This window comes from Aliiroseovarius crassostreae (assembly GCF_049803815.1).
Taxonomy (GTDB): Bacteria; Pseudomonadota; Alphaproteobacteria; order Rhodobacterales; family Rhodobacteraceae; genus Aliiroseovarius; species Aliiroseovarius crassostreae_A.
The window spans coordinates 89,313-107,912 of the sequence record NZ_JBNAGI010000001.1 but is presented as its reverse complement, the minus strand read 5'-3'; the positions used below and the strand labels follow the sequence as shown (position 1 = coordinate 107,912).

Annotated in this window: 21 protein-coding genes and 1 tRNA gene; 16 read left to right on the top strand and 6 right to left on the bottom strand. The window is 60.9% G+C overall.

Features of this window, described 5'->3' with window-relative positions; all coding sequences use genetic code 11:
* Positions 1 to 21 precede the first annotated feature (21 nt).
* From ACP15V_RS00530 to ribD, 5 genes are all read left to right on the top strand, one after another.
* A complete protein-coding gene (locus ACP15V_RS00530; RefSeq protein WP_424941732.1) occupies positions 22 to 531 on the top strand; it encodes a hypothetical protein in 510 nt (169 codons plus the stop codon).
* A gap of 179 nt (positions 532 to 710) precedes the next feature.
* Positions 711 to 989 carry an HlyU family transcriptional regulator gene (locus tag ACP15V_RS00525; RefSeq protein WP_424941731.1) on the top strand — a complete coding sequence of 93 codons (279 nt, stop codon included), beginning with the start codon at positions 711 to 713 and terminating at the stop codon, positions 987 to 989.
* Between the two features lie 6 nt (positions 990 to 995).
* Complete coding sequence (locus tag ACP15V_RS00520) at positions 996 to 1,418, top strand: secondary thiamine-phosphate synthase enzyme YjbQ (RefSeq protein WP_424941730.1); 423 nt, start codon at positions 996 to 998, stop codon at positions 1,416 to 1,418.
* Between the two features lie 181 nt (positions 1,419 to 1,599).
* On the top strand, positions 1,600 to 2,070 hold the full coding sequence (gene nrdR, locus ACP15V_RS00515) for a transcriptional regulator NrdR (RefSeq protein WP_424941729.1): 471 nt from the start codon (positions 1,600 to 1,602) through the stop codon (positions 2,068 to 2,070).
* A 14-nt stretch (positions 2,071 to 2,084) separates the two neighbouring features.
* Positions 2,085 to 3,152, top strand: coding sequence for a bifunctional diaminohydroxyphosphoribosylaminopyrimidine deaminase/5-amino-6-(5-phosphoribosylamino)uracil reductase RibD (gene ribD / locus ACP15V_RS00510; protein ID WP_424941728.1), 1,068 nt, complete (start codon positions 2,085 to 2,087; stop codon positions 3,150 to 3,152).
* A gap of 68 nt (positions 3,153 to 3,220) precedes the next feature.
* Here ribD and ACP15V_RS00505 read toward each other — a convergent pair whose 3' ends face one another.
* From ACP15V_RS00505 to ACP15V_RS00495, 3 genes are all read right to left on the bottom strand, one after another.
* Entirely contained in the window at positions 3,221 to 5,299 is a 2,079-nt protein-coding gene (locus ACP15V_RS00505; protein ID WP_424941727.1) for a capsular polysaccharide biosynthesis protein, read from the bottom strand.
* Between the two features lie 2 nt (positions 5,300 to 5,301).
* Complete coding sequence (locus ACP15V_RS00500) at positions 5,302 to 6,441, bottom strand: polysaccharide biosynthesis/export family protein (protein WP_424942698.1); 1,140 nt, start codon at positions 6,439 to 6,441, stop codon at positions 5,302 to 5,304.
* Between the two features lie 111 nt (positions 6,442 to 6,552).
* On the bottom strand, positions 6,553 to 7,839 hold the full coding sequence (locus ACP15V_RS00495; protein WP_424941726.1) for a capsule biosynthesis protein: 1,287 nt from the start codon (positions 7,837 to 7,839) through the stop codon (positions 6,553 to 6,555).
* Between the two features lie 243 nt (positions 7,840 to 8,082).
* Between ACP15V_RS00495 and ACP15V_RS00490 the strand changes: the two genes are divergently transcribed.
* From ACP15V_RS00490 to nusB, 5 genes are all read left to right on the top strand, one after another.
* A complete protein-coding gene (locus tag ACP15V_RS00490) occupies positions 8,083 to 8,673 on the top strand; it encodes a riboflavin synthase (RefSeq protein ID WP_424941725.1) in 591 nt (196 codons plus the stop codon).
* 135 nt (positions 8,674 to 8,808) lie between these two features.
* Entirely contained in the window at positions 8,809 to 9,774 is a 966-nt protein-coding gene (locus ACP15V_RS00485; protein WP_424941724.1) for an MBL fold metallo-hydrolase, read from the top strand.
* Between the two features lie 188 nt (positions 9,775 to 9,962).
* Entirely contained in the window at positions 9,963 to 11,093 is a 1,131-nt protein-coding gene (gene ribB, locus ACP15V_RS00480) for a 3,4-dihydroxy-2-butanone-4-phosphate synthase (protein ID WP_424941723.1), read from the top strand.
* Positions 11,094 to 11,095: 2 nt separating this feature from the next.
* Positions 11,096 to 11,659, top strand: a complete 564-nt coding sequence (locus tag ACP15V_RS00475; RefSeq protein ID WP_424941722.1) for a 6,7-dimethyl-8-ribityllumazine synthase — start codon at positions 11,096 to 11,098, stop codon at positions 11,657 to 11,659.
* Entirely contained in the window at positions 11,656 to 12,123 is a 468-nt protein-coding gene (gene nusB / locus ACP15V_RS00470; RefSeq protein WP_424941721.1) for a transcription antitermination factor NusB, read from the top strand. The genes ACP15V_RS00475 and nusB overlap by 4 nt, the downstream gene beginning before the upstream one ends.
* 90 nt (positions 12,124 to 12,213) lie before the next feature.
* Here the strand turns inward: nusB and ACP15V_RS00465 are convergent, their stop codons facing one another.
* Positions 12,214 to 12,612 (bottom strand): hypothetical protein, encoded by a 399-nt coding sequence (locus ACP15V_RS00465; RefSeq protein ID WP_424941720.1) that lies wholly within the window; start codon positions 12,610 to 12,612, stop codon positions 12,214 to 12,216.
* Between the two features lie 175 nt (positions 12,613 to 12,787).
* Between ACP15V_RS00465 and ACP15V_RS00460 the strand changes: the two genes are divergently transcribed.
* Positions 12,788 to 13,111 (top strand): hypothetical protein, encoded by a 324-nt coding sequence (locus ACP15V_RS00460; RefSeq protein ID WP_424941719.1) that lies wholly within the window; start codon positions 12,788 to 12,790, stop codon positions 13,109 to 13,111.
* A 423-nt stretch (positions 13,112 to 13,534) separates the two neighbouring features.
* On the top strand, positions 13,535 to 14,002 hold the full coding sequence (locus tag ACP15V_RS00455; RefSeq protein WP_424941718.1) for an MmcB family DNA repair protein: 468 nt from the start codon (positions 13,535 to 13,537) through the stop codon (positions 14,000 to 14,002).
* Positions 14,003 to 14,161: 159 nt separating this feature from the next.
* Here ACP15V_RS00455 and ACP15V_RS00450 read toward each other — a convergent pair whose 3' ends face one another.
* Complete coding sequence (locus ACP15V_RS00450) at positions 14,162 to 14,383, bottom strand: DUF6324 family protein (RefSeq protein WP_424941717.1); 222 nt, start codon at positions 14,381 to 14,383, stop codon at positions 14,162 to 14,164.
* A 130-nt stretch (positions 14,384 to 14,513) separates the two neighbouring features.
* On the opposite strand from ACP15V_RS00450, the gene ACP15V_RS00445 reads away from it, so the two are divergent.
* Positions 14,514 to 14,590: transfer RNA gene (locus tag ACP15V_RS00445), tRNA-His, on the top strand.
* 99 nt (positions 14,591 to 14,689) lie between these two features.
* A complete protein-coding gene (locus ACP15V_RS00440; RefSeq protein WP_424941716.1) occupies positions 14,690 to 15,721 on the top strand; it encodes an acyltransferase family protein in 1,032 nt (343 codons plus the stop codon).
* Between the two features lie 56 nt (positions 15,722 to 15,777).
* Here the strand turns inward: ACP15V_RS00440 and ACP15V_RS00435 are convergent, their stop codons facing one another.
* Positions 15,778 to 16,104, bottom strand: coding sequence for a DUF6476 family protein (locus tag ACP15V_RS00435; RefSeq protein ID WP_424941715.1), 327 nt, complete (start codon positions 16,102 to 16,104; stop codon positions 15,778 to 15,780).
* Here ACP15V_RS00435 and ACP15V_RS00430 point away from each other — a divergent pair.
* On the top strand, positions 16,103 to 17,137 hold the full coding sequence (locus ACP15V_RS00430) for an RluA family pseudouridine synthase (RefSeq protein WP_424941714.1): 1,035 nt from the start codon (positions 16,103 to 16,105) through the stop codon (positions 17,135 to 17,137). The two genes, ACP15V_RS00435 and ACP15V_RS00430, sit on opposite strands and share 2 nt — an antisense overlap.
* A gap of 29 nt (positions 17,138 to 17,166) precedes the next feature.
* Positions 17,167 to 18,594, top strand: coding sequence for a phospholipase D-like domain-containing protein (locus ACP15V_RS00425; RefSeq protein WP_424941713.1), 1,428 nt, complete (start codon positions 17,167 to 17,169; stop codon positions 18,592 to 18,594).
* Positions 18,595 to 18,600: the final 6 nt, after the last annotated feature.

Sequence of the window (18,600 nt, the reverse complement as noted above, 5' to 3'; positions counted from 1 at the left end):
GTTTTTTGTTGGAGGGCGTAAATGTATTCGTTGGTCGAGAGGCTCTATTCTAGCGCTGAAAATGATGTAATCCGCCCGCTGATTGCAGCAAAGGGGCGAAGGTTTAATAATCCAATAACTAGGACTTCTCCCCGGTGGCAAAGAGCATATGCAGTACAATTGCGGCGCTATTTGTCATTGGAAATGGGAAGTGAAAATGGCTACGGATGTATCTGGGATGAAAGCCCAGAGGGCTGGGAAGATACTGAATTTATTCCACTACTCGACAGCTATTGGTGTCCTGACCGGGTTGAGCGCCAAGCGTTGATCGGTGGTCTTTCCTTCAAAAAAGATGGGGATCTAGGTTGGGTCTTGGAGTTTGCGTGGCTTCATCCGTTCCATCGGCATAAGGGGAAATTGCAGGCACTTTGGGGTGAGGCTAAGGCCAGATATGGTAATTCCTTTGAAATCTCTCCCCCTGTGTCGAATGCTATGGAATCTTTTCTAAATAAGGTTGAGCACCCTTGCGGTGAGCTTTGGCCAGAACGGTAAGATATTGGCACCACCGGATCACTCGTGATCCGGTTTGCGCCCGACCCGCCCCCAAGGGCGGGCGCAAGACGCCCACCCCGGGCCGGGCGCAAACCCAATGGTGGGAACTCTACCAAGCCACATGTTGGCTTGCCTCGATCCACAACAACCGCCATTCTAGTCCCAAAAAGGATCCCCCCATGTCCCTCTTCTCCAAACTCTTCGGCGGTGGCTCCAATCCCCCCGAAACCCCGCCAGAACCCGAAATGCACAATGGTTTTGCGATCTACCCGGAGCCTGAAAAGGAAGCGGGCGGTTATCGCATTGGCGCGCGGATCGAGAAGGACGTGGGCGGCGAGATGAGATCCCACCTGATGCTGCGCGCGGATGTACTGGGCTCGAAAGAAGAGGCCAGCGCGGAAAGCCTGCGCAAGGCGAAGATCTTCATCGACCAGATGGGCGACCGGATTTTCGGCTAGGGGCCAATGACCATATTCACGATCAGCACCAACGGGCAGGGGCTATACGAGTTTACCCACGACGTGACCCGCTGGGCAGAGGGGCAGGGGATCCGCGACGGGGTGCTGACGCTCTTTGTCCGCCACACCTCGTGCTCGCTGCTCATTCAGGAAAACGCCGACCCCGAGGTGCAGACCGACCTGCGCAACTTCTTTCACCGTCTGGTGCCGCCCACCACCGACCCGTCCATGTCTTATCTGACCCACACCTACGAAGGCCCCGACGACATGCCCGCCCATATCAAGGCGGCGATGATGCCGGTCAGCCTGTCGATCCCGATCCTCGACGGCCGCCTTGCGCTTGGCACCTGGCAGGGGATCTACCTCTTTGAACATCGTGATCGCCCGCACACCCGGCAGGTGGCCGGGGTGGCCCTTGCGTCACATTAGGGGGACCAAATCCCTAAACTTCCCACTGGACAGCGCAAATTCTCTATCTAGGGGCGAGCATTTCCCCCTACACAAACCCTAGTGGCTCCCCTATAGTGCCTGTGGATAACTGGGCGAAGACCCACGCCATGGGGCGGTTCATCCCGACCCGGGCGGTCAGATAAAGGAAAGGGACGCCACCATGCGCTGCCCGTTTTGCGGTAATATCGACACTCAAGTGAAAGACAGCCGACCGGCCGAAGACCATGTGGCCATTCGCAGGCGGCGGTTTTGTCCGGCCTGTGGCGGGCGTTTCACAACCTATGAGCGCGTTCAGCTGCGCGATTTGGTGGTGATCAAATCCAACGGAAGACGCGAAGATTTTGATCGCGAGAAACTCGAACGCTCCATCCGCATTTCAATGCAGAAACGACCTGTGGAACCTGAACGCATCGACCAGATGATCTCGGGCATTGTGCGGCGACTGGAGAGCATGGGCGAAACCGACATCCCGTCGAAAACCATTGGCGAGATCGTGATGGAAAGCCTGGCCCGGATCGACACCGTGGCCTATGTGCGCTTTGCCTCGGTCTACAAGAATTTCCAGGCAGCGGATGATTTCGACAAATTTGTCAGCGAGCTGCGCCCGAACTATCCCCAAGAAGAAGAGTGAATGATCTCAGATACATGAAGCTCGCGCTGTCGCTTGGGCGGCGCGGGATGGGGAGCTGCGCCCCGAACCCTGCGGTGGGCTGTGTGCTGGTGCGTGATGGGCACATCATTGGGCGTGGCTGGACCCATCCGGGCGGGCGCCCTCATGCCGAAGCGATTGCGCTTGCCCAGGCCGGCAATGCGAAGGGCGCGACGGCCTATGTCACGCTGGAACCCTGCGCCCATCACGGCAAAACCCCGCCCTGCGCACAGGCCCTGATCGACGCGGGGGTGGTGCGCGTGGTGGTGGCCCTTGGGGATCCAGATCCGCGCGTCGATGGGGGCGGGTTTGCCATGCTGCGCGCCGCCGGGATTGCGGTCGAGGTCGGCCTTTGTGCTGATGAAGCACGCCATGACCTTGCCGGGTTCCTGCTCAAGACCACCGAAGGGCGGCCCTGGATCACGTTGAAACTTGCCAACAGTTTTGATGGGCGCATCGCCACGGCCACCGGCGAAAGCCAGTGGATCACCGGGCCAGACGCGCGCCGATACGTCCACGCGCTGCGCGCGCGCCATGACGCGGTGATGGTGGGTGGCGGCACCGCGCGCGACGATGATCCCGCGCTCACCGTGCGCGGTCTTGGCGTAACCCGACAGCCCACCCGCGTGATCCTGTCCCGCCATCTGGATCTGCCGCAAAACAGCCAACTTGCGCGCACGGCGGCGGATACTCCCGTGCTGCTCTGCCATGGCCGTAAAGCGCCCAAAGACCGCGTGGCTTTTTGGCGGGCGCAAGGCGCGATCTGCCTTGAGGTGGCCGAACAAAACGGCACTTTGGATGCCGTGTCGGTGCTTCAGGCGCTTGGCACCCACGGCCTGACCCGCGTCTTCTGCGAAGGCGGTGGCGGGCTTGCGGCGTCGCTTCTCATGGCCGGGCTGGTGGATGAGCTGATCGGCTTTACTGCCGGGGTCGCGCTTGGTGCTGAGGGCCGCCCGTCTCTGGCCGCCATGGGCATCACCCAATTGACCGATGCGCCGCGCTTCCGGCTTGTCGAAACCCGCGCCTTGGGCGGCGATGTGCTGCACCGCTGGGCACGCGCCTGACCCCCTTTTTCTTGCCGAAAATACCTCGGGGTGAGCCTCAACGAGGCGAGGGGCAGCGCCCCTGTTCCTCAACGCCACAAATAGGCGTAACTGGCGAACAGCCCCTGCACCTTGGCCAATATCCGATTGCCCCGCCCGGGGGCGGGCACATCCCCATCGGCCAACCGATCCACCACCACTTCCACCGGGCAGGCCGTGCCTGTGACCGGATCAAAATAGCGCGGGTAATCGATCAGCGCCGCATGGGTCAGGCCCTCCAATGTGGGCCGTGCTGTGCGGCGTTCCGGGACATCCCCCAGGTCTGTCGTCAGCCCCCAACCCGCGTAAAACGGTGCCCCAAGACAGGTGACATTGACCCCTCGCAACAACGCCTCAAACCCCAAGGTTGAGGTCATGGTCCAGACCGCATCCACCTGATCCAGCAGCGCCATGGGATCGGCCTCATGTGCCACGAAATCCGCCAGCCGCGCCATATCAGCCGCGGCAATTCTTCCCTCGCGCAGCCCGGCCTCTACGTCCGGATGGGGCTTGTAAATGACCACCGCGTCGGGGTTTTCCGCGCGGACCCGTTCCAGCAACGCCAGATTGGTTGTGACCTCCGTGGTGCCCAACCGGATCGACGCGTCGTCCTCCACCTGACCGGGCACCAGAATGCGGGGACCGTCCGGCAGGGCGCTCAGATCCGGGGCAGGGCGGGCCAGGTTGTATTTGCCGATCCCTGCAGTGCGCAGCCGCGCCAACAATTGCTCCACCCGGATCTGTGCGTGATTCGGCAGGTTTTCCCGTGCCGCGATCAGCCGTTCCAAACGGCTCTCGCGCGTCGGATCGTAGTAAATGCCCAGATCATCGCGCACCAGCGACAGCGGCGGGATCAGGTCTGCCCCCAGGCCCCGTGATCGCAGGAACCCGTCCTCGATCCGATAAAGCGGCGCGTCTCCCTGATGGGCCGCCTCCTCTTTACCAGCCCACACCATCAGAGGTTTTCCCACCAATGCAGCGCCTTCCGCGGCCCGCCCGGCATTGTCGTCAAAAATTATCGAAGGCGCGGTGCGCCCTTTGCCAAGCTGCGCCGAGAAGAACTGTGATAGCGGTTTTCGTTTCCATAGCCGCATGCCAGAGGCCACATAGCCGTGGCGATCTTCGCGCCAGGCCCGGGCCCGCGCCTCTAAAATGTCGATCACCCGCTCAATATCGCACAGCGCGTCGCGATAGGGGTCATACCAGACCGGGTAGAGCATCATCGCCCCTGCAAAAAGCTGTGCCCGGGTCAAGCTGCGTGCGCGGCGGTTTGGGGGGCGTTCATCTTGCGTCAGGCCCCAGCCCGCATAGAAGGGCTGGCCAAAGACGCGCGGTTTGTGTCCGGCCAATATGGCCTCGAACCCCATGCCGGAACTGACGGTAAAGACGGCTTTGGCCCCGGACAAAAGCTCCCACGGGCTGATCGGATCGCGGATCAGCTTCACCTGATCGTTTTCGTCCTCACCCCCATAGTGGCCCTGCCTGTGGCCGCGTTGGGTTTCCGGGTGGGTCTTGATCAGAATGCGGTCATGGGGGTGGGCCAGCCGCGCCTCGACCAGCATGTCGCGAAACGTGCCTTCCGATGCGCCTGCATGGGCGATCGAGGCATCCCCCAGCGTCTGGTCGATCACCAGTATATAAGGCGCATCCGGTGCGGGGGTTGCGGGGTCAAAAGCGTTGTATTTGGACAGGTGCAGCGCCTGCAATCGCGCCATCGCGTGGCGGGCGCGGGTCAAAAGCGCGCTGTCGTCCAACGGAGTGTCCGACAGGATCTGTTCAAGCCGCGACGGGGCAGAGCTGTCGAAATGCACCCCCATGTCATCGAGCAGCAATCCCAAGGGGGGCTCGCCCTCGCGCCCCGGCAATACAGATCGCAGAAACGCGTCTTCAACCCGCAAAACCGGGCTGTTTTTCCACTGTGAAATCCACTCGCCGCGCCCGGATGTGGGGCTCTTGCCCCAGGTGCCCACCCAATCCCCGTCTTTTGGCAGGCCAACCTCCACCTTCCAGCCGGACAGGGCCAGAATACGCCGAATACGGGTCTGTGTCAGAAAACCGCCATTATAGACGCAAAGCCGCCGGGAAGTGGGCTCCCCGGCGGCATGTCTGTCAGGAAAAGGCGTGCTCACGGTCAGTTGCTGGATCCGCCCAGCGAGCTGGACAATGAGGCGATCGAACCTGCGGTCGACAGCGACCCTGTGATGGTCGACAAAAGCTTGGTCCACTGGACATACGGCGCTTCGGTCACATAGATCGTGTCGCCATCGCGGATCACGAAATCACGCGCCATGAACATGCCATTGGGTTCGGTCAGGTTCAGCACATAAACCATGCGCTGTGCGCCGATCAGGTCGCTGCGCCCCAGCACCTGGTTGGCGATCTCGGGCGCTTCGTTGCGGAACACGAAAACACCGGTCGGGTCGGCCACGGCGCTTTGCAAACCGCCCACCTGGGCGATGGCCTCGATGGCAGAGAGCGTTTTGGTTTCGAACTTCACGCGGCTTTGGCCACCGGTGGCCCCAAGGGCGGTATAGGCGCGGGTGTCGGCCTCGACCAGGATGCGGTCGCCGCCGCGCAGGGCGATATCAAGTTCGGGGTTGTCAAAGAGGTCTTCAAACCAGATCTCGCCGGTCTGGCTGCCACGGCTGATCTTGACCTTGGCAATCTCGGGGGCAATCGCCACGCCGCCGGCCTTGGCCAGCATCGCGTTCAGCGTGCGGGTCGGGCGTTCGATCGGATAGACACCCTGGCCTGCAATGGCACCGGTCAGGGTCACGGTTGATCCGTCACCCGCCAAGCGGCGCACCATCACCTGCGGATCCGGGGTTTGATTGGCCAGTTTCTCGGTCACGATGCGGCGAATGGTTTCGGGGCTGTTGCCTGCGGCCTTGATGCGGCCTGCATAGGGAATGAAGATGTAGCCAGCGCCATCCACCTGGATTTCATCCAGCGAGGCGGGGGCCCCTGCGGTGGTCAGGATGCCATCTTCGACGTTTTCCCAGATTGCGATCCCCAAAACGTCACCCGCACGAATTGTGTCCGATCCGACCACGGCGGCGTTCTTGAAATTGTCGTCAAACCCCAGCGAGGGCACCACGGCAGTGGCGCGGGTCACACGGTCATTGACGGAAACGATGAAAGCATCGCCTTGCCGGTCCACACTGCCCGCATAAATCTCGGCCTTGTTGGGACCCACGCGGGGCAAGCCGCAGGCGGCAACGGCGCCGACCAACGCGAAAAGCGCCGCACGGCGCATAATGGTTTTGCCCATAATCTTCACTGCTCGGGCTCCTTTATTGGAGGATGGCCTCGGTTTTCATTTGTTATTAAGGGGCAGAATATGAAGGAACTGCAGAAAAATCCAGCATTTCCTATGCTTGGCTCAGTTCACCACATGCAACTGTTGCCGTGGTGCCGCTGTGCCTTGCGAGAGGGCATCATAGGGATCATCGGGGGCCAGCATCATGTCGACCACCTGGCGCAGCAATTGCCGCCGCCCGCGCGCCGAATAAAACCCGCCCGCCAACTGGCTGGTTTCCAGCAGATAGTGGCGGTAATCGCGATAGGCGCGGCTATCCGGGCGAGTGGGCAGGGTGAAGAATTCGGGCAGCGGTTGGGTCGACACGAACTCCGGCTTGGCATAGACCGCGCGGCCAAAGACCTTGGTTGGCAGGCCCCGCCACAGCGCCTGTTGGGCGGCGGTCGAATTCACCGTGACCACGCTGCGCGCATGGTTCAAAAGCTGCGCGAGCTTGCCGCCGCGCACGTAATGCACCCGATCCTCTACCTGATGTTTGCGCGCCAATCGTTTGATTTCCTTGCGCAAAGGAACGCGACCATCCTCCAGCGGGTGGGCCTTGAAGACCAGATGGTGGTGTGGTGCAGCCCCGGTCACGAAACCGTCCATCACCAGTTCAAGAAACTCGGTCATGCTGTCAAACGGGCTGTGTTCCTGGAAACTGCTGTCATGCTCCAGTTGCAGCAATGTCAGGTGATAAGGGAAGCCGCCATATTTGATCCGCATTGTCGCCAGCATCCGTTCAAGCGCCTGCGCGGGCATCAGAAGAAGGCGGCGCAGGTAAAGGCGAAACTCTTTGGTCACAGATAGCGCACGGTGCGGGCGGAAATTGGTGTAACGCCGGTTTCGGAACATCACGAACCAATGATAGAGCGCCCCGTAAAAGATGTGATGGCGCATGTCGCCCCAATGGGCGGGGGCCTCTGGCATATCCAGTTCCGCGTCCGCCAGCGCGGCTTGCATGTCGGCGATTGACATCTCCATCAGCTTGGAATGGCCGTTCGATCCTCCGCGCTCATAGGTCACCCAATAGGGGCGCAAATAGCCTTCCTCAAAAACATGAATGCCAAGGCCGCGATCGCGCGCGATTTCTACGGCTTGGGCATGGATGGGGCGCGTGTCGCCATAGATCACGATATCGGTGATGGATTTGTCGGTCAGAAACTCGCTGAATCTGTCGCGCCATTGGTCCTGAGGGGCGGTGAAGGGCAGGTAGCTCGCCTTATCCGGCCAGAACATCTGATCCCCGCAATTGAACCCAACACGCCAGACCTTGGCCCCGGCCGCGCGCAGCATCTTGCCCAGCCGCCAGAAAAACGGCCCGTGCGGTCCTTGCAGGAACAGGAAATTTCGGTTTTCACCGGTTACCACGTCTCTTCACCTTCGACTTGCCACCTCTTCGGGTGGTTTTTCGCGACTAACTATAGGGGCGGGCGCGAAGACCCACAAACCCGCATTTACCATAATCATGGCTTTGGGCCGGAATGTGGCCGGAATGGGCCGTTTTTGCACCGCCATGTTTGCACCGTATGCGGCAGAGATGAAGGATTGGCAAAAGCGTGGGCGCGGGGTAGGTCTTGGCCCAGCTTGAGCCAGCGCAAGAAGGAGAGGCACATGTTCACCGGGATCATCACCGATGTGGGGCGAATTGCGGCACTAGAGCAAAAGGGCGATCTGCGGGCGCGGATCGAAACCGCTTATGATACGGCGAGTATTGATCTGGGGGCTTCGATTGCCTCTGATGGAGTGTGCCTGACCGTGGTGGAAATGGGCGATACCTGGTATGATGTTGAGATTTCAGCGGAAACTGTGTCGAAGACCAACCTGGGCGATTGGGCGGTTGGGCGTCGGGTGAACCTTGAACGTGCATTGAAGGTGGGCGATGAGCTGGGCGGGCATATCGTGTCGGGCCATGTCGATGGCGTGGCAGAAATCATCGCGATGAAGACCGAGGGCGACAGCACCCGTGTGCAGTTCCGCGCGCCATCAGAGCTGGCCAAATTCATCGCGCCCAAAGGGTCGGTGGCGCTGAACGGCACCTCGCTGACCGTGAACGAAGTTGAGGGCGGTGTATTTGGCGTGAACCTGATTTCGCACACGAAAGAGGTGACGAACTGGGGCGACGCCAAGGTTGGTGACCGGATCAATCTGGAGATCGACACGCTGGCGCGTTATGTGGCGCGGCTGGCGGAATATGGCGGCTGACCCGCGCGGGGGCGATTTCTTTTGAAGAAATCGGTCCGGAGTTTTGTCAAAACTCCGCCCGGTCTGCGCTGGGATGTTGCGAAATTCACAAATTCGCATATGACTTAACGGGTGAACCAAATATGGGAGCCCGTGATGAGCCTGATCAAACCCACACGCCGAGATTTACTCCGTTTGGCCGCCATGGCCCCCGCCTTTGCCATGCCCGTTTCGGCGCGCGCCATGCTGGGCGCGCCCACCGATGGCAATCCGGCACATTTCAGCTTCACCCTCGGCGCGGCCCGGATCACCATCGTGTCGGACGGGTATTTCACGCTGCCCTTCGCGGGGCAGGCGATGAATGCGCCCGAGGATGAAAAGCTCGCCTTTATGGCCGCGCATTACATTGACCCCGAAGTGGGATATTCGCACACCAACCACATGTATATCGAGCTGGGAGAGGCGAAGGTGCTGGTGGATGTGGGGTCCGGCAACCGCTGGTTCGACACCACCGGGCGGCTAATGGAAAACCTGGAAACCGCCGGGATTGACCCGATGGGCATCACCCATGTGGCCATCACCCACGCGCATCCGGATCACATCTGGGGCATTCGCGACGATTTTGACGAACCGATCATCCCCGACGCTGAATATCTGATCGGCGCGGCGGAACATGCCCATTGGATGCAGGACGGGCTGGTGGACCGCGTGGCCCCGGAGGATCAGCAATTTGTGCTGGGGGCGGTGAACTCGATCACCGCCGAGGGGGTGGATTGGACCTTGGCCAGCAATGACCACGAAATCGCCCCAGGCATTCGCATGATCGACACGCCGGGTCACACGCCCGGCCACATGTCGGTGATGGTCGAAAGCGAGGGGCAGCAGATCCTCGCGCTGGGCGATTGCCTGACCCATGCGGTGCTGAACTTTGCCCATCCCAATTGGTACAGCGCGCGGGACGCGGATGGGGCACAGACCGGGGCCACCCGCAAGCGCCTGCTGGATATGGCCGCGACCGATCGGATTGCCGTCTTGGGCTATCACTTCCCGTTCCCCGGCGTGGGCCACGTGGCGCGCGACGGTGACGCATACCGGTTCATCCCGGCGCTGTGGCAGTTCTGAACCGCAGTTCTAAAGCACGGATCTAAAGCACAGGGCACCGATCCGGACCCGAGACACCACTTTGGTGCGCCCCACGGACCGTTCGCGCGCTCCGGGGGGCTAAGACGTCGCGTTTTGCCTTTCCATGGCAGCGAGGCTGCGGTATTGCGGGCCAACTGCACTGCATTTGCCATCTGGGGACCCCTGACATGAGCGACAGCACCACCTACGAAACGCCCGGCCCCGTCGAGGCCAGCCTGTCAGACGCCATTGCCAGCGCCGAAGACATCATCGAAGAGGCCCGCAAAGGCCGTATCTTCATTCTGGTCGATCATGAAGACCGCGAGAATGAAGGCGATTTTGTGATCCCGGCGGATGCCTGTGATGCCGAGGCCGTTAATTTCATGGCGACCCATGGGCGCGGGCTGATCTGCCTGCCGATGGAAGCGCGCCGGATCGAGGAACTTGGCCTGCCGATGATGGCGATGCACAATTCTTCGCGCCATGAAACCGCCTTCACCACCTCGATCGAGGCGCGTGAAGGGGTGTCGACCGGGATTTCCGCCGCCGACCGCGCGCTGACTGTTGCGACCGCGATTGACCCGGCCAATGGCCCGGCCGAGATTGCCACCCCCGGCCACGTCTTTCCGCTGCGCGCGCGCAATGGCGGCGTGCTGGTGCGCGCGGGCCATACCGAAGCCGCCGTGGACATCGCCCGCCTGGCAGGCCGCAACCCGTCTGGTGTGATCTGCGAGATCATGAATGAAGACGGCTCCATGGCGCGTCTGCCGGAACTGGTTGAAATTGCAAAGAAACACGGGATGAAGATCGGCACGATTTCAGACCTGATCGCCTATCGCCGCCGCCACGACAACCTTGTGCGCGAGACGGGCCGCGAGGTCATTACCTCGGAATTTGGCGGCGAATGGGAGATGCGGATCTTCACCGACCTCACCCATGAGATCGAACATGTGGTGCTGATCAAAGGCGATATCTCCACTGCTGATCTTGTTCTGGTGCGCACCCATGCACTGAATGAATCGCAGGATGTGCTGGGCATGGGGCCGAAACCAGCGGATGAACTGCCGCGCGCCATGCAGATCATTGCCAACGAAGGCCGCGGTGTCGTCTGCCTGTTCCGTGAACCGCGCAAAACGCTTTACGCCCGGGACGAGGAAGAACCCGGCACTGTGCGCAATATCGGTCTTGGCTCGCAGATCCTGTCGGCGCTGGGCCTCTCTGATCTGGTGCTTTTGACCGACAGCCCCGACACGCGTTATGTGGGGGTCGACGCCTACGGGCTGAACATCACCGCCACCCGCCCCATTCAGGAGGATTGATCATGGCCGCTGCTGAACAACATTACATCCTGCCGCGCCCGGAATTTGACAAACCGGTGAAAATCCTGATCGTCGTGGCGCCTTATTACAAGGACATTGCCGACAATCTTGTCGCCGGTGCCAAGGCAGAAGTTGAGGCCGTCGGCGGCACCTGGGACGTGGTCGAAGTGCCCGGCGCGCTGGAAGTGCCCACCGCCATTGCCACCGCCGAACGCATGTCGAACTTTGACGGTTACGTCGCGCTGGGCTGCGTGATCCGTGGTGAAACAACCCATTACGAAACGGTCTGTAATGACAGCTCGCGCGCGATCCAGATGATGGGTCTGAACGGGCTGTGCATCGGCAACGGTATCCTGACCGTGGAAAACCGCCCGCAGGCCGAGGTGCGCGCAGAGGTGGACGGGCAAAATAAAGGCGGCGGGGCGGCCGCTGCGGCCTTGCATCTGATCGCGCTTTCGCGCAAATGGGGCGCTTCGAGCAAGGGGATCGGGTTCAAGACCATCTCGGACCAGATCAAACTTGCAGGTGACACGCAAAATAACCCTGAGGATACCCCCAAGGCATGACCCTCTCCGGCAACCAGAAACGTCAGATGAAATCCGCCGCCCGCCTGTTTGCGGTGCAGGCGCTGTTTCAGATGGAAGCCTCCGGCCAGACCGTGGACCGGGTGAAGGTGGAGTTCGAAGACCATCGCTTTGGCGAGGAATTTGACACGCACACCATGATGGAAGGCGACAGCAAGCTCTTTCGCAAGCTGGTCGAAGACGCGGTGAACCATCAGGCCAGGATCGACCAGATGACCGACCGGGCGCTGGTGGCCAAATGGCCCATCGCGCGCATCGACCCGACCCTGCGTGCCACCTTCCGCGCCGCCGGGGCCGAACTGGTCGAAAGCAGCACGCCGCCCAAGGTGGTGATCACCGAATTCGTGGATGTGGTGAAGGCGTTTTTCCCGGAGGGGGATGAGGCAAAGTTCGCCAATGCGGTGCTCGATCACATGGCACGCGAGGCCCGTCCCGATGCGTTCTGACGTCTCTGCCGACGCTCATTCAGCTTCAGATGCGAAAAGGCCAGACATCTCGTCTGGCCTTTGTCGTTTTGGGTAAGGTATTGAAAGAGATCACTCTTCCTTCGGTTTGATCTCGGCCGTATAGGTGCGGCTTTTGCCGAAATCGCGGGTGATCTGCATCATGGTGCCATCGCGTTCGATCACCAGGCAGTCATCGCCGGATTTACCCACCTCGTAAAAGTCGATCTTGCGGCAATACATCTGGTCTTTCCATTCCCAGGTGCCGCGGAAATTGCCATAGCCCGGCACATGGCCGGTCAGGGTGCCATCGGCTGACAGCTCCTGATGGCCCTTGGTGAACTGCCAAACCGGCCCCACGGCAAACTCGGTAAAGGCGTCGGCGGTGGTGATCCGGGTCCAGCTTTCGGCCTGGGCTGCACCGGCCAGGGGCAGGGTGGTGGTGATCGCCAGGAGGAGGGCGCGCAACGCAATTGGGGAACGGTGGGTCATACGAGGATCCTTTCGTGTGTTGCCGCAACCCTACCCGCCATCACACCGCGCCGACCTTGTTCTGAATCAACCGCGCGCGCGCCCGGACGGGATCCGCCGATGCGACGCCATGCCCCTTTCCCTTAACCATTCTCCTGTTAAACTGGTGTTAGTGAGTCTGTTCGGAGAGCATCCCATGCCCAAACTTGTCCGCCTGTATATCACCCATGTCCTGATTGGCTTTGCCCTGTCCGCGGCATTTGTGGCGGCGCTTCTCTACACGAACGTGGCCAATCTCTGGCATTTGATTTCGACCTCTGACATGGGTTGGGTCGCGGCGATCATGCTCTTTATGTTCAACGGCATCGTCTTTTCTGGCGTACAGTTTGCGTTTGTGATCATGCGCATGGGGGACGAGGACAAGACGCCAAAAGGCGGCAAACGCATCCCGGTTGCCACCGATATCCCGGTCCGGGTCGAGGCCGCGCAGACGCCTGCAAAGCGCACCGGGAAACTTTAAACTTTTGACGGGCTGAGGCGGCAAAGTTTCAGCTTTTCAAAGCCCCAAATCTCAAACTTGTAAGTTTGCAAAGGCCCGCCAATTGGTGGGCCATGTCAATTTGCCTTGTCAATTTCCGGTGCCATGACCGGGGGCGCAGGGAGGGGCGCAGGGAAAGGTTGGCGGAACCGCACGCAGTCGTCGGGGTCTGAATTCCTGAGGACCTGTATGTACAGGTGGGCGCCAGGTAACATAGCCACGGCCATGCCAGAGCCAGCTCCCTCAGAATTGCTTAAGGCCACCGGAATATTACCCGCATGTGACGCAAAGGGCAGAAGCCGCCACAGCCTAGATAGGGGCAGGGGGCGCCTGTTGCAAGGGGCGACTTGCAACGGTATCGCGCGCCCCATTGACAATTTGTTCATGAATTGTTCACATGGGCGCATGACCCAGCTTGCTGATGTATATCCCAACAAACAACCCGGCCAGATCCTCGCCCGCGGGGTTTGCCGCCACATGATCACGCTTGGGTTTGTGACGGTCGAAGAGCTTGTGCCCACCCGTGGCCTGCGCGTCGACGTGATGGCGCTTGGCCCAAAAGGCGAGATCTGGGTGATCGAATGCAAATCAAGCCGCGAAGACTTCACCACGGACAGGAAATGGCAGGGCTATCTGGACTGGTGCGACCGCTATTTCTGGGCGGTGGACGCGGATTTCCCGACCGAGCTTTTGCCGGAGGATACCGGGCTGATCATCGCCGATGGTTATGACGCGGACATCATCCGTATGGGGCCGGAAAGCAAACTCGCCCCCGCCCGCCGCAAAGTGATGGTGCAGAAATTTGCCACCCACGCCGCGCGGCGCCTGCACGCCTTTCGTGATCCCGGCGTCGCGGCTTTGATCTCGACCTGAATAGGCGCAGCCCCAAATCCGCGCCTTTTCCTCTTGCCTGAAATACCTCGGGGTTCGAGGGCGTATTGGAAACAGTCTGGGAGACTGTTTCGCCCGATGAACGGGCGGAGCCCTGCCAGCAGGCGAGGGGCAGCGCCCCTTTCCCCACCGAAACCCACGCTAGCGCTTTTTCTTGCCACCTTTGTCCTTGGCAGATTGGGCAATGGCACGGGCCTGAGACGCCGCCGCCTGTAATTCCTCGGCAATTTCTTCCGCCTCTTCCGGGTCAAAATCCATCGGGATCTCAATCCCGCTGCCCTCGACAAACAGGCGCACCATCCCGTCGGTGGTTGGCCCGATTTGCAGGTTGGCCTCGATATCGCTTTCGTCGTTGATACCCATGATGTGTTCCTTACCTGGCCGCGGCGCGACCGTCTGAATTCCGTTCCTGTCGGGTTACGGATCTTTCGCAACTTTTTCAAGTTCTCCCTCTTGCGCACGCCGATTGCTCGGTTTATGACGCATCCCACGTGCCGACATAGCTCAGTAGGTTAGAGCGCTTGATTGTGGATCAAGAGGTCCCCCGTTCGAGCCGGGGTGTCGGTACCACCCCCCCCCATTTTCGCTTCACAATCCGTTTCGGGTCAGCAATAGTTTCCGGGCCGTCAAGCCTTTGATCAACTGTTCGAAATAGAAACCCGCCCCGTCATGCAGGCCAAAAACCAAACCCAGTTTGTGTCCTCGATCCACCTGCTGCGCGCCTACGCGGCCTGTGCGGTTGTGCTGTTTCATTGCGGGGTGGTGATTGGCCTGGACAAGTATCAGGCCGATCCGGTTGTGGCCCGCATGACCCACGGGTTGGCGGCGGGGGTGGACCTGTTTTTCGTGATCTCGGGATTCGTGATTTCGCTGCCGTTTTTTTGGGGGCGTCGGCAACGCCCTTTGCGATTTCTAAAACAGCGTGCCTTGCGAATCTATCCCATGTCGCTGATCGTTTCGGCGCTGTTTTTGGCGCTGGGATTTGCGGTTTACGGCCGTGTTCCGACGTTGGATGGCCTGGCCAGTTCGCTTTTGTTGCTGCCCTCCGCGACGCCGCCCACGCCGGTGGTGCTGTGGACGCTCAAACAAGAGCTGTTGTTTTACGGGCTGTTCCTTTTGGTCATCCTGTTCGGGCGTGTCGGTCTGGTGGGGATTGGTGGCTGGGCGCTGGCCTCTTTGTGGGTTGCGGGGGATGGGGTCTGGACCAAGTGGCTTTTGCATCCGCAAAATGTGCAATTTGCCTTTGGCATCCTGGCCGCCTGGAGTTTCGTGCGGTTTGACCTGCGGACCAATCTGGCACGGTTGGTCCTGCTGGTCAGCGCGGTTGGTTTTGTCGTCGCGGCCCATGTGCTGCGTCAATCAGAGGGCGCGGCGCAGATGGAGGCGATTGTCCTGGCCGTAGTGGGATATCTGGTGGTGATCAGCGCTGCATTTTCACAGTTGCGCCTGTCGCGCCTCGCGATGTTTTTGGGCACCGCATCCTATTCGATCTATCTGGTGCATTTCCTGTTTGTGTCCTTTGGAAACAAGGTTTTGTTCCGGCTGTTCCCGGATCTGGACGGGATGCTGGCCTTGCTGCTCTTGGCGGGGTTTGCCCTGGTCATGAGCGCGCTGTTCTATTATCTGATCGAACGCCCCATCGAAGCCTGGCGCAAGGCGCGTCGCAGGGCGGCCAGCGATCTGCGCCCGGTGCAGGTGTAGGGCAGGTTTGGCGGCTGCGGTCGCGTCGGGGCGTTCTCCGGGCGTACTCGGGGCGCTCAGGGGGCTTTCGAAATGGCCACTTCGCGGCGGATCGTTTGACCGTCCGGTTCCAAGATCAGGATCCGTTCATCTTCCGTCACCACCGCAAACCACCCCGGCCCACGCGTGACGGCGGTGGCGGTGACACCGGCGGGCAGAACCAGCTCATCGGGAAGTGGCACCACATTTTCCTGCTGGAAGCGCATGACAATCACCGTGATCAGCACTATGAGACCTAAGATCGTGGTCGCCGTCAGGGTGGTCACCAGAATTTTCAGAAACCGCACGGTGCCGTCGATTGGCGTGGTGTCCGGCGCGGTGTCGTCCTGAGGAGTGTTGTCCATGTCGGCCCCTTTGCGCCTGATCGAGGTGGTGATTGCGGAAAATCCGCCCAAGCGTCTTGATAAGGCGATTGCGCGCGATGTGCCAGAAGAAGCTGCGCTGTCGCGGTCTCGGCTGGCGAAACTCTTGGCCGATGGGGCGGTGACACGTGGTGGCATGGTGATCACCGATCCGCGCGCCCGGGTGGCCGAAGGGGACGTGTTGATGATTTCCGTGCCCCAGGCCGAGGAAAGCCATATCGGCCCCGAGGATATCCCGCTTGATATCGTGCATGAAGATGACGACCTGATTGTGGTGAACAAGCCAGCGGGCATGGTGGTGCACCCGGCCCCCGGCACGCCGGGCGGCACGTTGGTCAACGCGCTGTTGCATCACTTTGGCGGGGATCTCTCTGGTGTGGGCGGCGTGGCGCGGCCCGGTATTGTGCACCGGATCGACAAGGAAACATCGGGGCTTTTGGTGGTGGCGAAATCGGACGCGGCCCATCACGGACTGGCCGAACAGTTCGCCGCCCACTCCGCCGAACGCCATTACCGCGCGGTTGTGCATGGTGCGCCCGATCAGGGGGATCCGCGTCTGGGCGGCGTCAAGGGCGTGAGTTTTGAGAGCGGCAATATCCTGAAAATCACCACGCAGCTCGCGCGCCACAAGACCGACCGCCAAAAACAGGCGGTGCTGTTTTCCGGCGGGCGGCACGCAGTGACACGGGCGCGGATCATTGAAAGCTATGGCACCCCCGCGCAGGCGGCGTTGGTGGATTGCTGGCTGGAAACCGGACGCACCCATCAGATCCGCGTGCATATGGCCCATGCGGGCCACGGGTTGATTGGTGATCCGACCTATGGTGGGCGGCGCAAGCTGAATGCCAAGGCCATCGGCGAAGGGGCGGTTGAGGCCGCGCGCGCCTTTCCACGCCAGGCGCTGCATGCGGCCACTTTGGGGTTCAAACACCCGGTCAGCGGTGAAAAACTCAGCTTTGCGGCGCCGATCCCCGACGATATGCTGGCCCTGATCGAAGCCCTGAAACAGGGGTAACGCGCGGGTAGCATTCGGGTAGGTCCCCTATGAACTGGACATTGATCTGGTCGGTTATTGTTTTCGTTTTGCACATTGTGGTGGTGGTGCGCGCCATCAGCCGCCAACACCGCGCGCCCGCGTCGCGGCTGGCCTGGGTGACGGTCATTCTGGCGCTGCCATTTCTGGGCATCGTGGCCTATTTCTTTTTCGGCGACCCCAGCGCGAACTGGCGCATGGATCGCAAACTGGTCACCCTGCGCAAAGACCTGCCGCGTGCGCCGCTGGGGGAACCGCCGCGCCCCGACCTTCCCGTGCTTTATGCCCAGAGCTTTGCCCGCGCCGAGGCGATCAACGGGTTTCGCACCCTGGGCGGCAACCGGGCCGAGCTGACCGCCGATAGCAACGAGGCGATCGACTGGCTGGTTGCGGATATTGAGGCGGCGCGCGAACATGCCCATCTGCTTTTTTACATCTGGTTGCCAGATGACAATGGCACCCGCGTGGCCGAGGCGATGATGGCCGCAGCGGGCCGGGGGGTGAAGGCACGGGTGATTGTCGATGGGCTCGGCTCGCGCAGGCTCTTGTCTCATCCCTTGTGGAAACAGATGAATGCCGCCGGGGTGGACTGCGTCGTGGCCTTTGATATTTCCTACCCGCTGATCGCCGCGCTGTATCAACGGCTGGACATCCGCAACCACCGCAAGATTGTGGTGATCGACCATGATGTGACCTATGTGGGCAGTCAGAACTGCGCCGACGCCGCGTTTCGGATCAAGGCGAAATATGCGCCCTGGGTGGACACGATGATGCGGGTGGAAGGCCCGGTGGCCTGGCAGGCGCAGCGCCTGTTCATCGGCGATTGGATGGTCCATGGGGGCAGCGATATTTCGGCCCTGCTGGAGCGGGCCGTGGATGTGCCCGAAGGTGGTTTTGCGGGCGTCATGGCGGGGACCGGGTCGGTTCTGACCCATGAAGGCGTGCCCGATATGATCCAGATGCTCTTGGCCAGCGCGCAGGAAGAGGTGGTGATCACCACGCCCTATTATGTACCGTCCGAGGCGCTGCATGGGCAGATCTGTTCCGCCGCCAAACGGGGCATCAAGGTGCGGGTGAACCTGCCTGCAAGAAATGACAGCAGGGTGGTTGGGATGGCCGCGCAAAGCTATTACGACAGTTTCCTGCGCGCGGGGGTTGAGATCGCCACCTATGAAGGTGGGCTTTTGCACGCGAAGCTTCTGACCGTGGACGGTCAGGTGGCGCTGGTGGGGTCGGCGAACCTGGACCGGCGCAGTTTTGATCTGAACTTTGAAAACTCGATGATGCTCTATGACCCCGCGCTGGCTGGCGAAATCCTTGCCCAGCAGGAGGTGTTCTGGAGTGACTCCATTCTGATCGAGCGCGCGGATGTCGAAGATTGGTCACGTCTGCGGAGGCTTGTGATCAATGCGGTGGGCACTCTGGCGCCGCTGTTGTAGCGGGGA

Excerpts from the sequence above, each read along its gene's own strand:
- ACP15V_RS00530 (WP_424941732.1), top strand. The coding sequence starts at position 22 with ATGTATTCGTTGGTCGAGAGGCTCTATTCTAGCGCTGAAAATGATGTA.
- ACP15V_RS00525 (WP_424941731.1), top strand. The coding sequence starts at position 711 with ATGTCCCTCTTCTCCAAACTCTTCGGCGGTGGCTCCAATCCCCCCGAA.
- ACP15V_RS00520 (WP_424941730.1), top strand. The coding sequence starts at position 996 with ATGACCATATTCACGATCAGCACCAACGGGCAGGGGCTATACGAGTTT.
- nrdR (WP_424941729.1), top strand. The coding sequence starts at position 1,600 with ATGCGCTGCCCGTTTTGCGGTAATATCGACACTCAAGTGAAAGACAGC.
- ribD (WP_424941728.1), top strand. The coding sequence starts at position 2,085 with ATGAAGCTCGCGCTGTCGCTTGGGCGGCGCGGGATGGGGAGCTGCGCC.
- ACP15V_RS00500 (WP_424942698.1), bottom strand. The coding sequence starts at position 6,441 with ATGGGCAAAACCATTATGCGCCGTGCGGCGCTTTTCGCGTTGGTCGGC.
- ACP15V_RS00490 (WP_424941725.1), top strand. The coding sequence starts at position 8,083 with ATGTTCACCGGGATCATCACCGATGTGGGGCGAATTGCGGCACTAGAG.
- ACP15V_RS00485 (WP_424941724.1), top strand. The coding sequence starts at position 8,809 with ATGAGCCTGATCAAACCCACACGCCGAGATTTACTCCGTTTGGCCGCC.
- ribB (WP_424941723.1), top strand. The coding sequence starts at position 9,963 with ATGAGCGACAGCACCACCTACGAAACGCCCGGCCCCGTCGAGGCCAGC.
- ACP15V_RS00475 (WP_424941722.1), top strand. The coding sequence starts at position 11,096 with ATGGCCGCTGCTGAACAACATTACATCCTGCCGCGCCCGGAATTTGAC.
- nusB (WP_424941721.1), top strand. The coding sequence starts at position 11,656 with ATGACCCTCTCCGGCAACCAGAAACGTCAGATGAAATCCGCCGCCCGC.
- ACP15V_RS00465 (WP_424941720.1), bottom strand. The coding sequence starts at position 12,612 with ATGACCCACCGTTCCCCAATTGCGTTGCGCGCCCTCCTCCTGGCGATC.
- ACP15V_RS00460 (WP_424941719.1), top strand. The coding sequence starts at position 12,788 with ATGCCCAAACTTGTCCGCCTGTATATCACCCATGTCCTGATTGGCTTT.
- ACP15V_RS00455 (WP_424941718.1), top strand. The coding sequence starts at position 13,535 with ATGACCCAGCTTGCTGATGTATATCCCAACAAACAACCCGGCCAGATC.
- ACP15V_RS00450 (WP_424941717.1), bottom strand. The coding sequence starts at position 14,383 with ATGGGTATCAACGACGAAAGCGATATCGAGGCCAACCTGCAAATCGGG.
- ACP15V_RS00440 (WP_424941716.1), top strand. The coding sequence starts at position 14,690 with ATGCAGGCCAAAAACCAAACCCAGTTTGTGTCCTCGATCCACCTGCTG.
- ACP15V_RS00430 (WP_424941714.1), top strand. The coding sequence starts at position 16,103 with ATGTCGGCCCCTTTGCGCCTGATCGAGGTGGTGATTGCGGAAAATCCG.
- ACP15V_RS00435 (WP_424941715.1), bottom strand. The coding sequence starts at position 16,104 with ATGGACAACACTCCTCAGGACGACACCGCGCCGGACACCACGCCAATC.
- ACP15V_RS00425 (WP_424941713.1), top strand. The coding sequence starts at position 17,167 with ATGAACTGGACATTGATCTGGTCGGTTATTGTTTTCGTTTTGCACATT.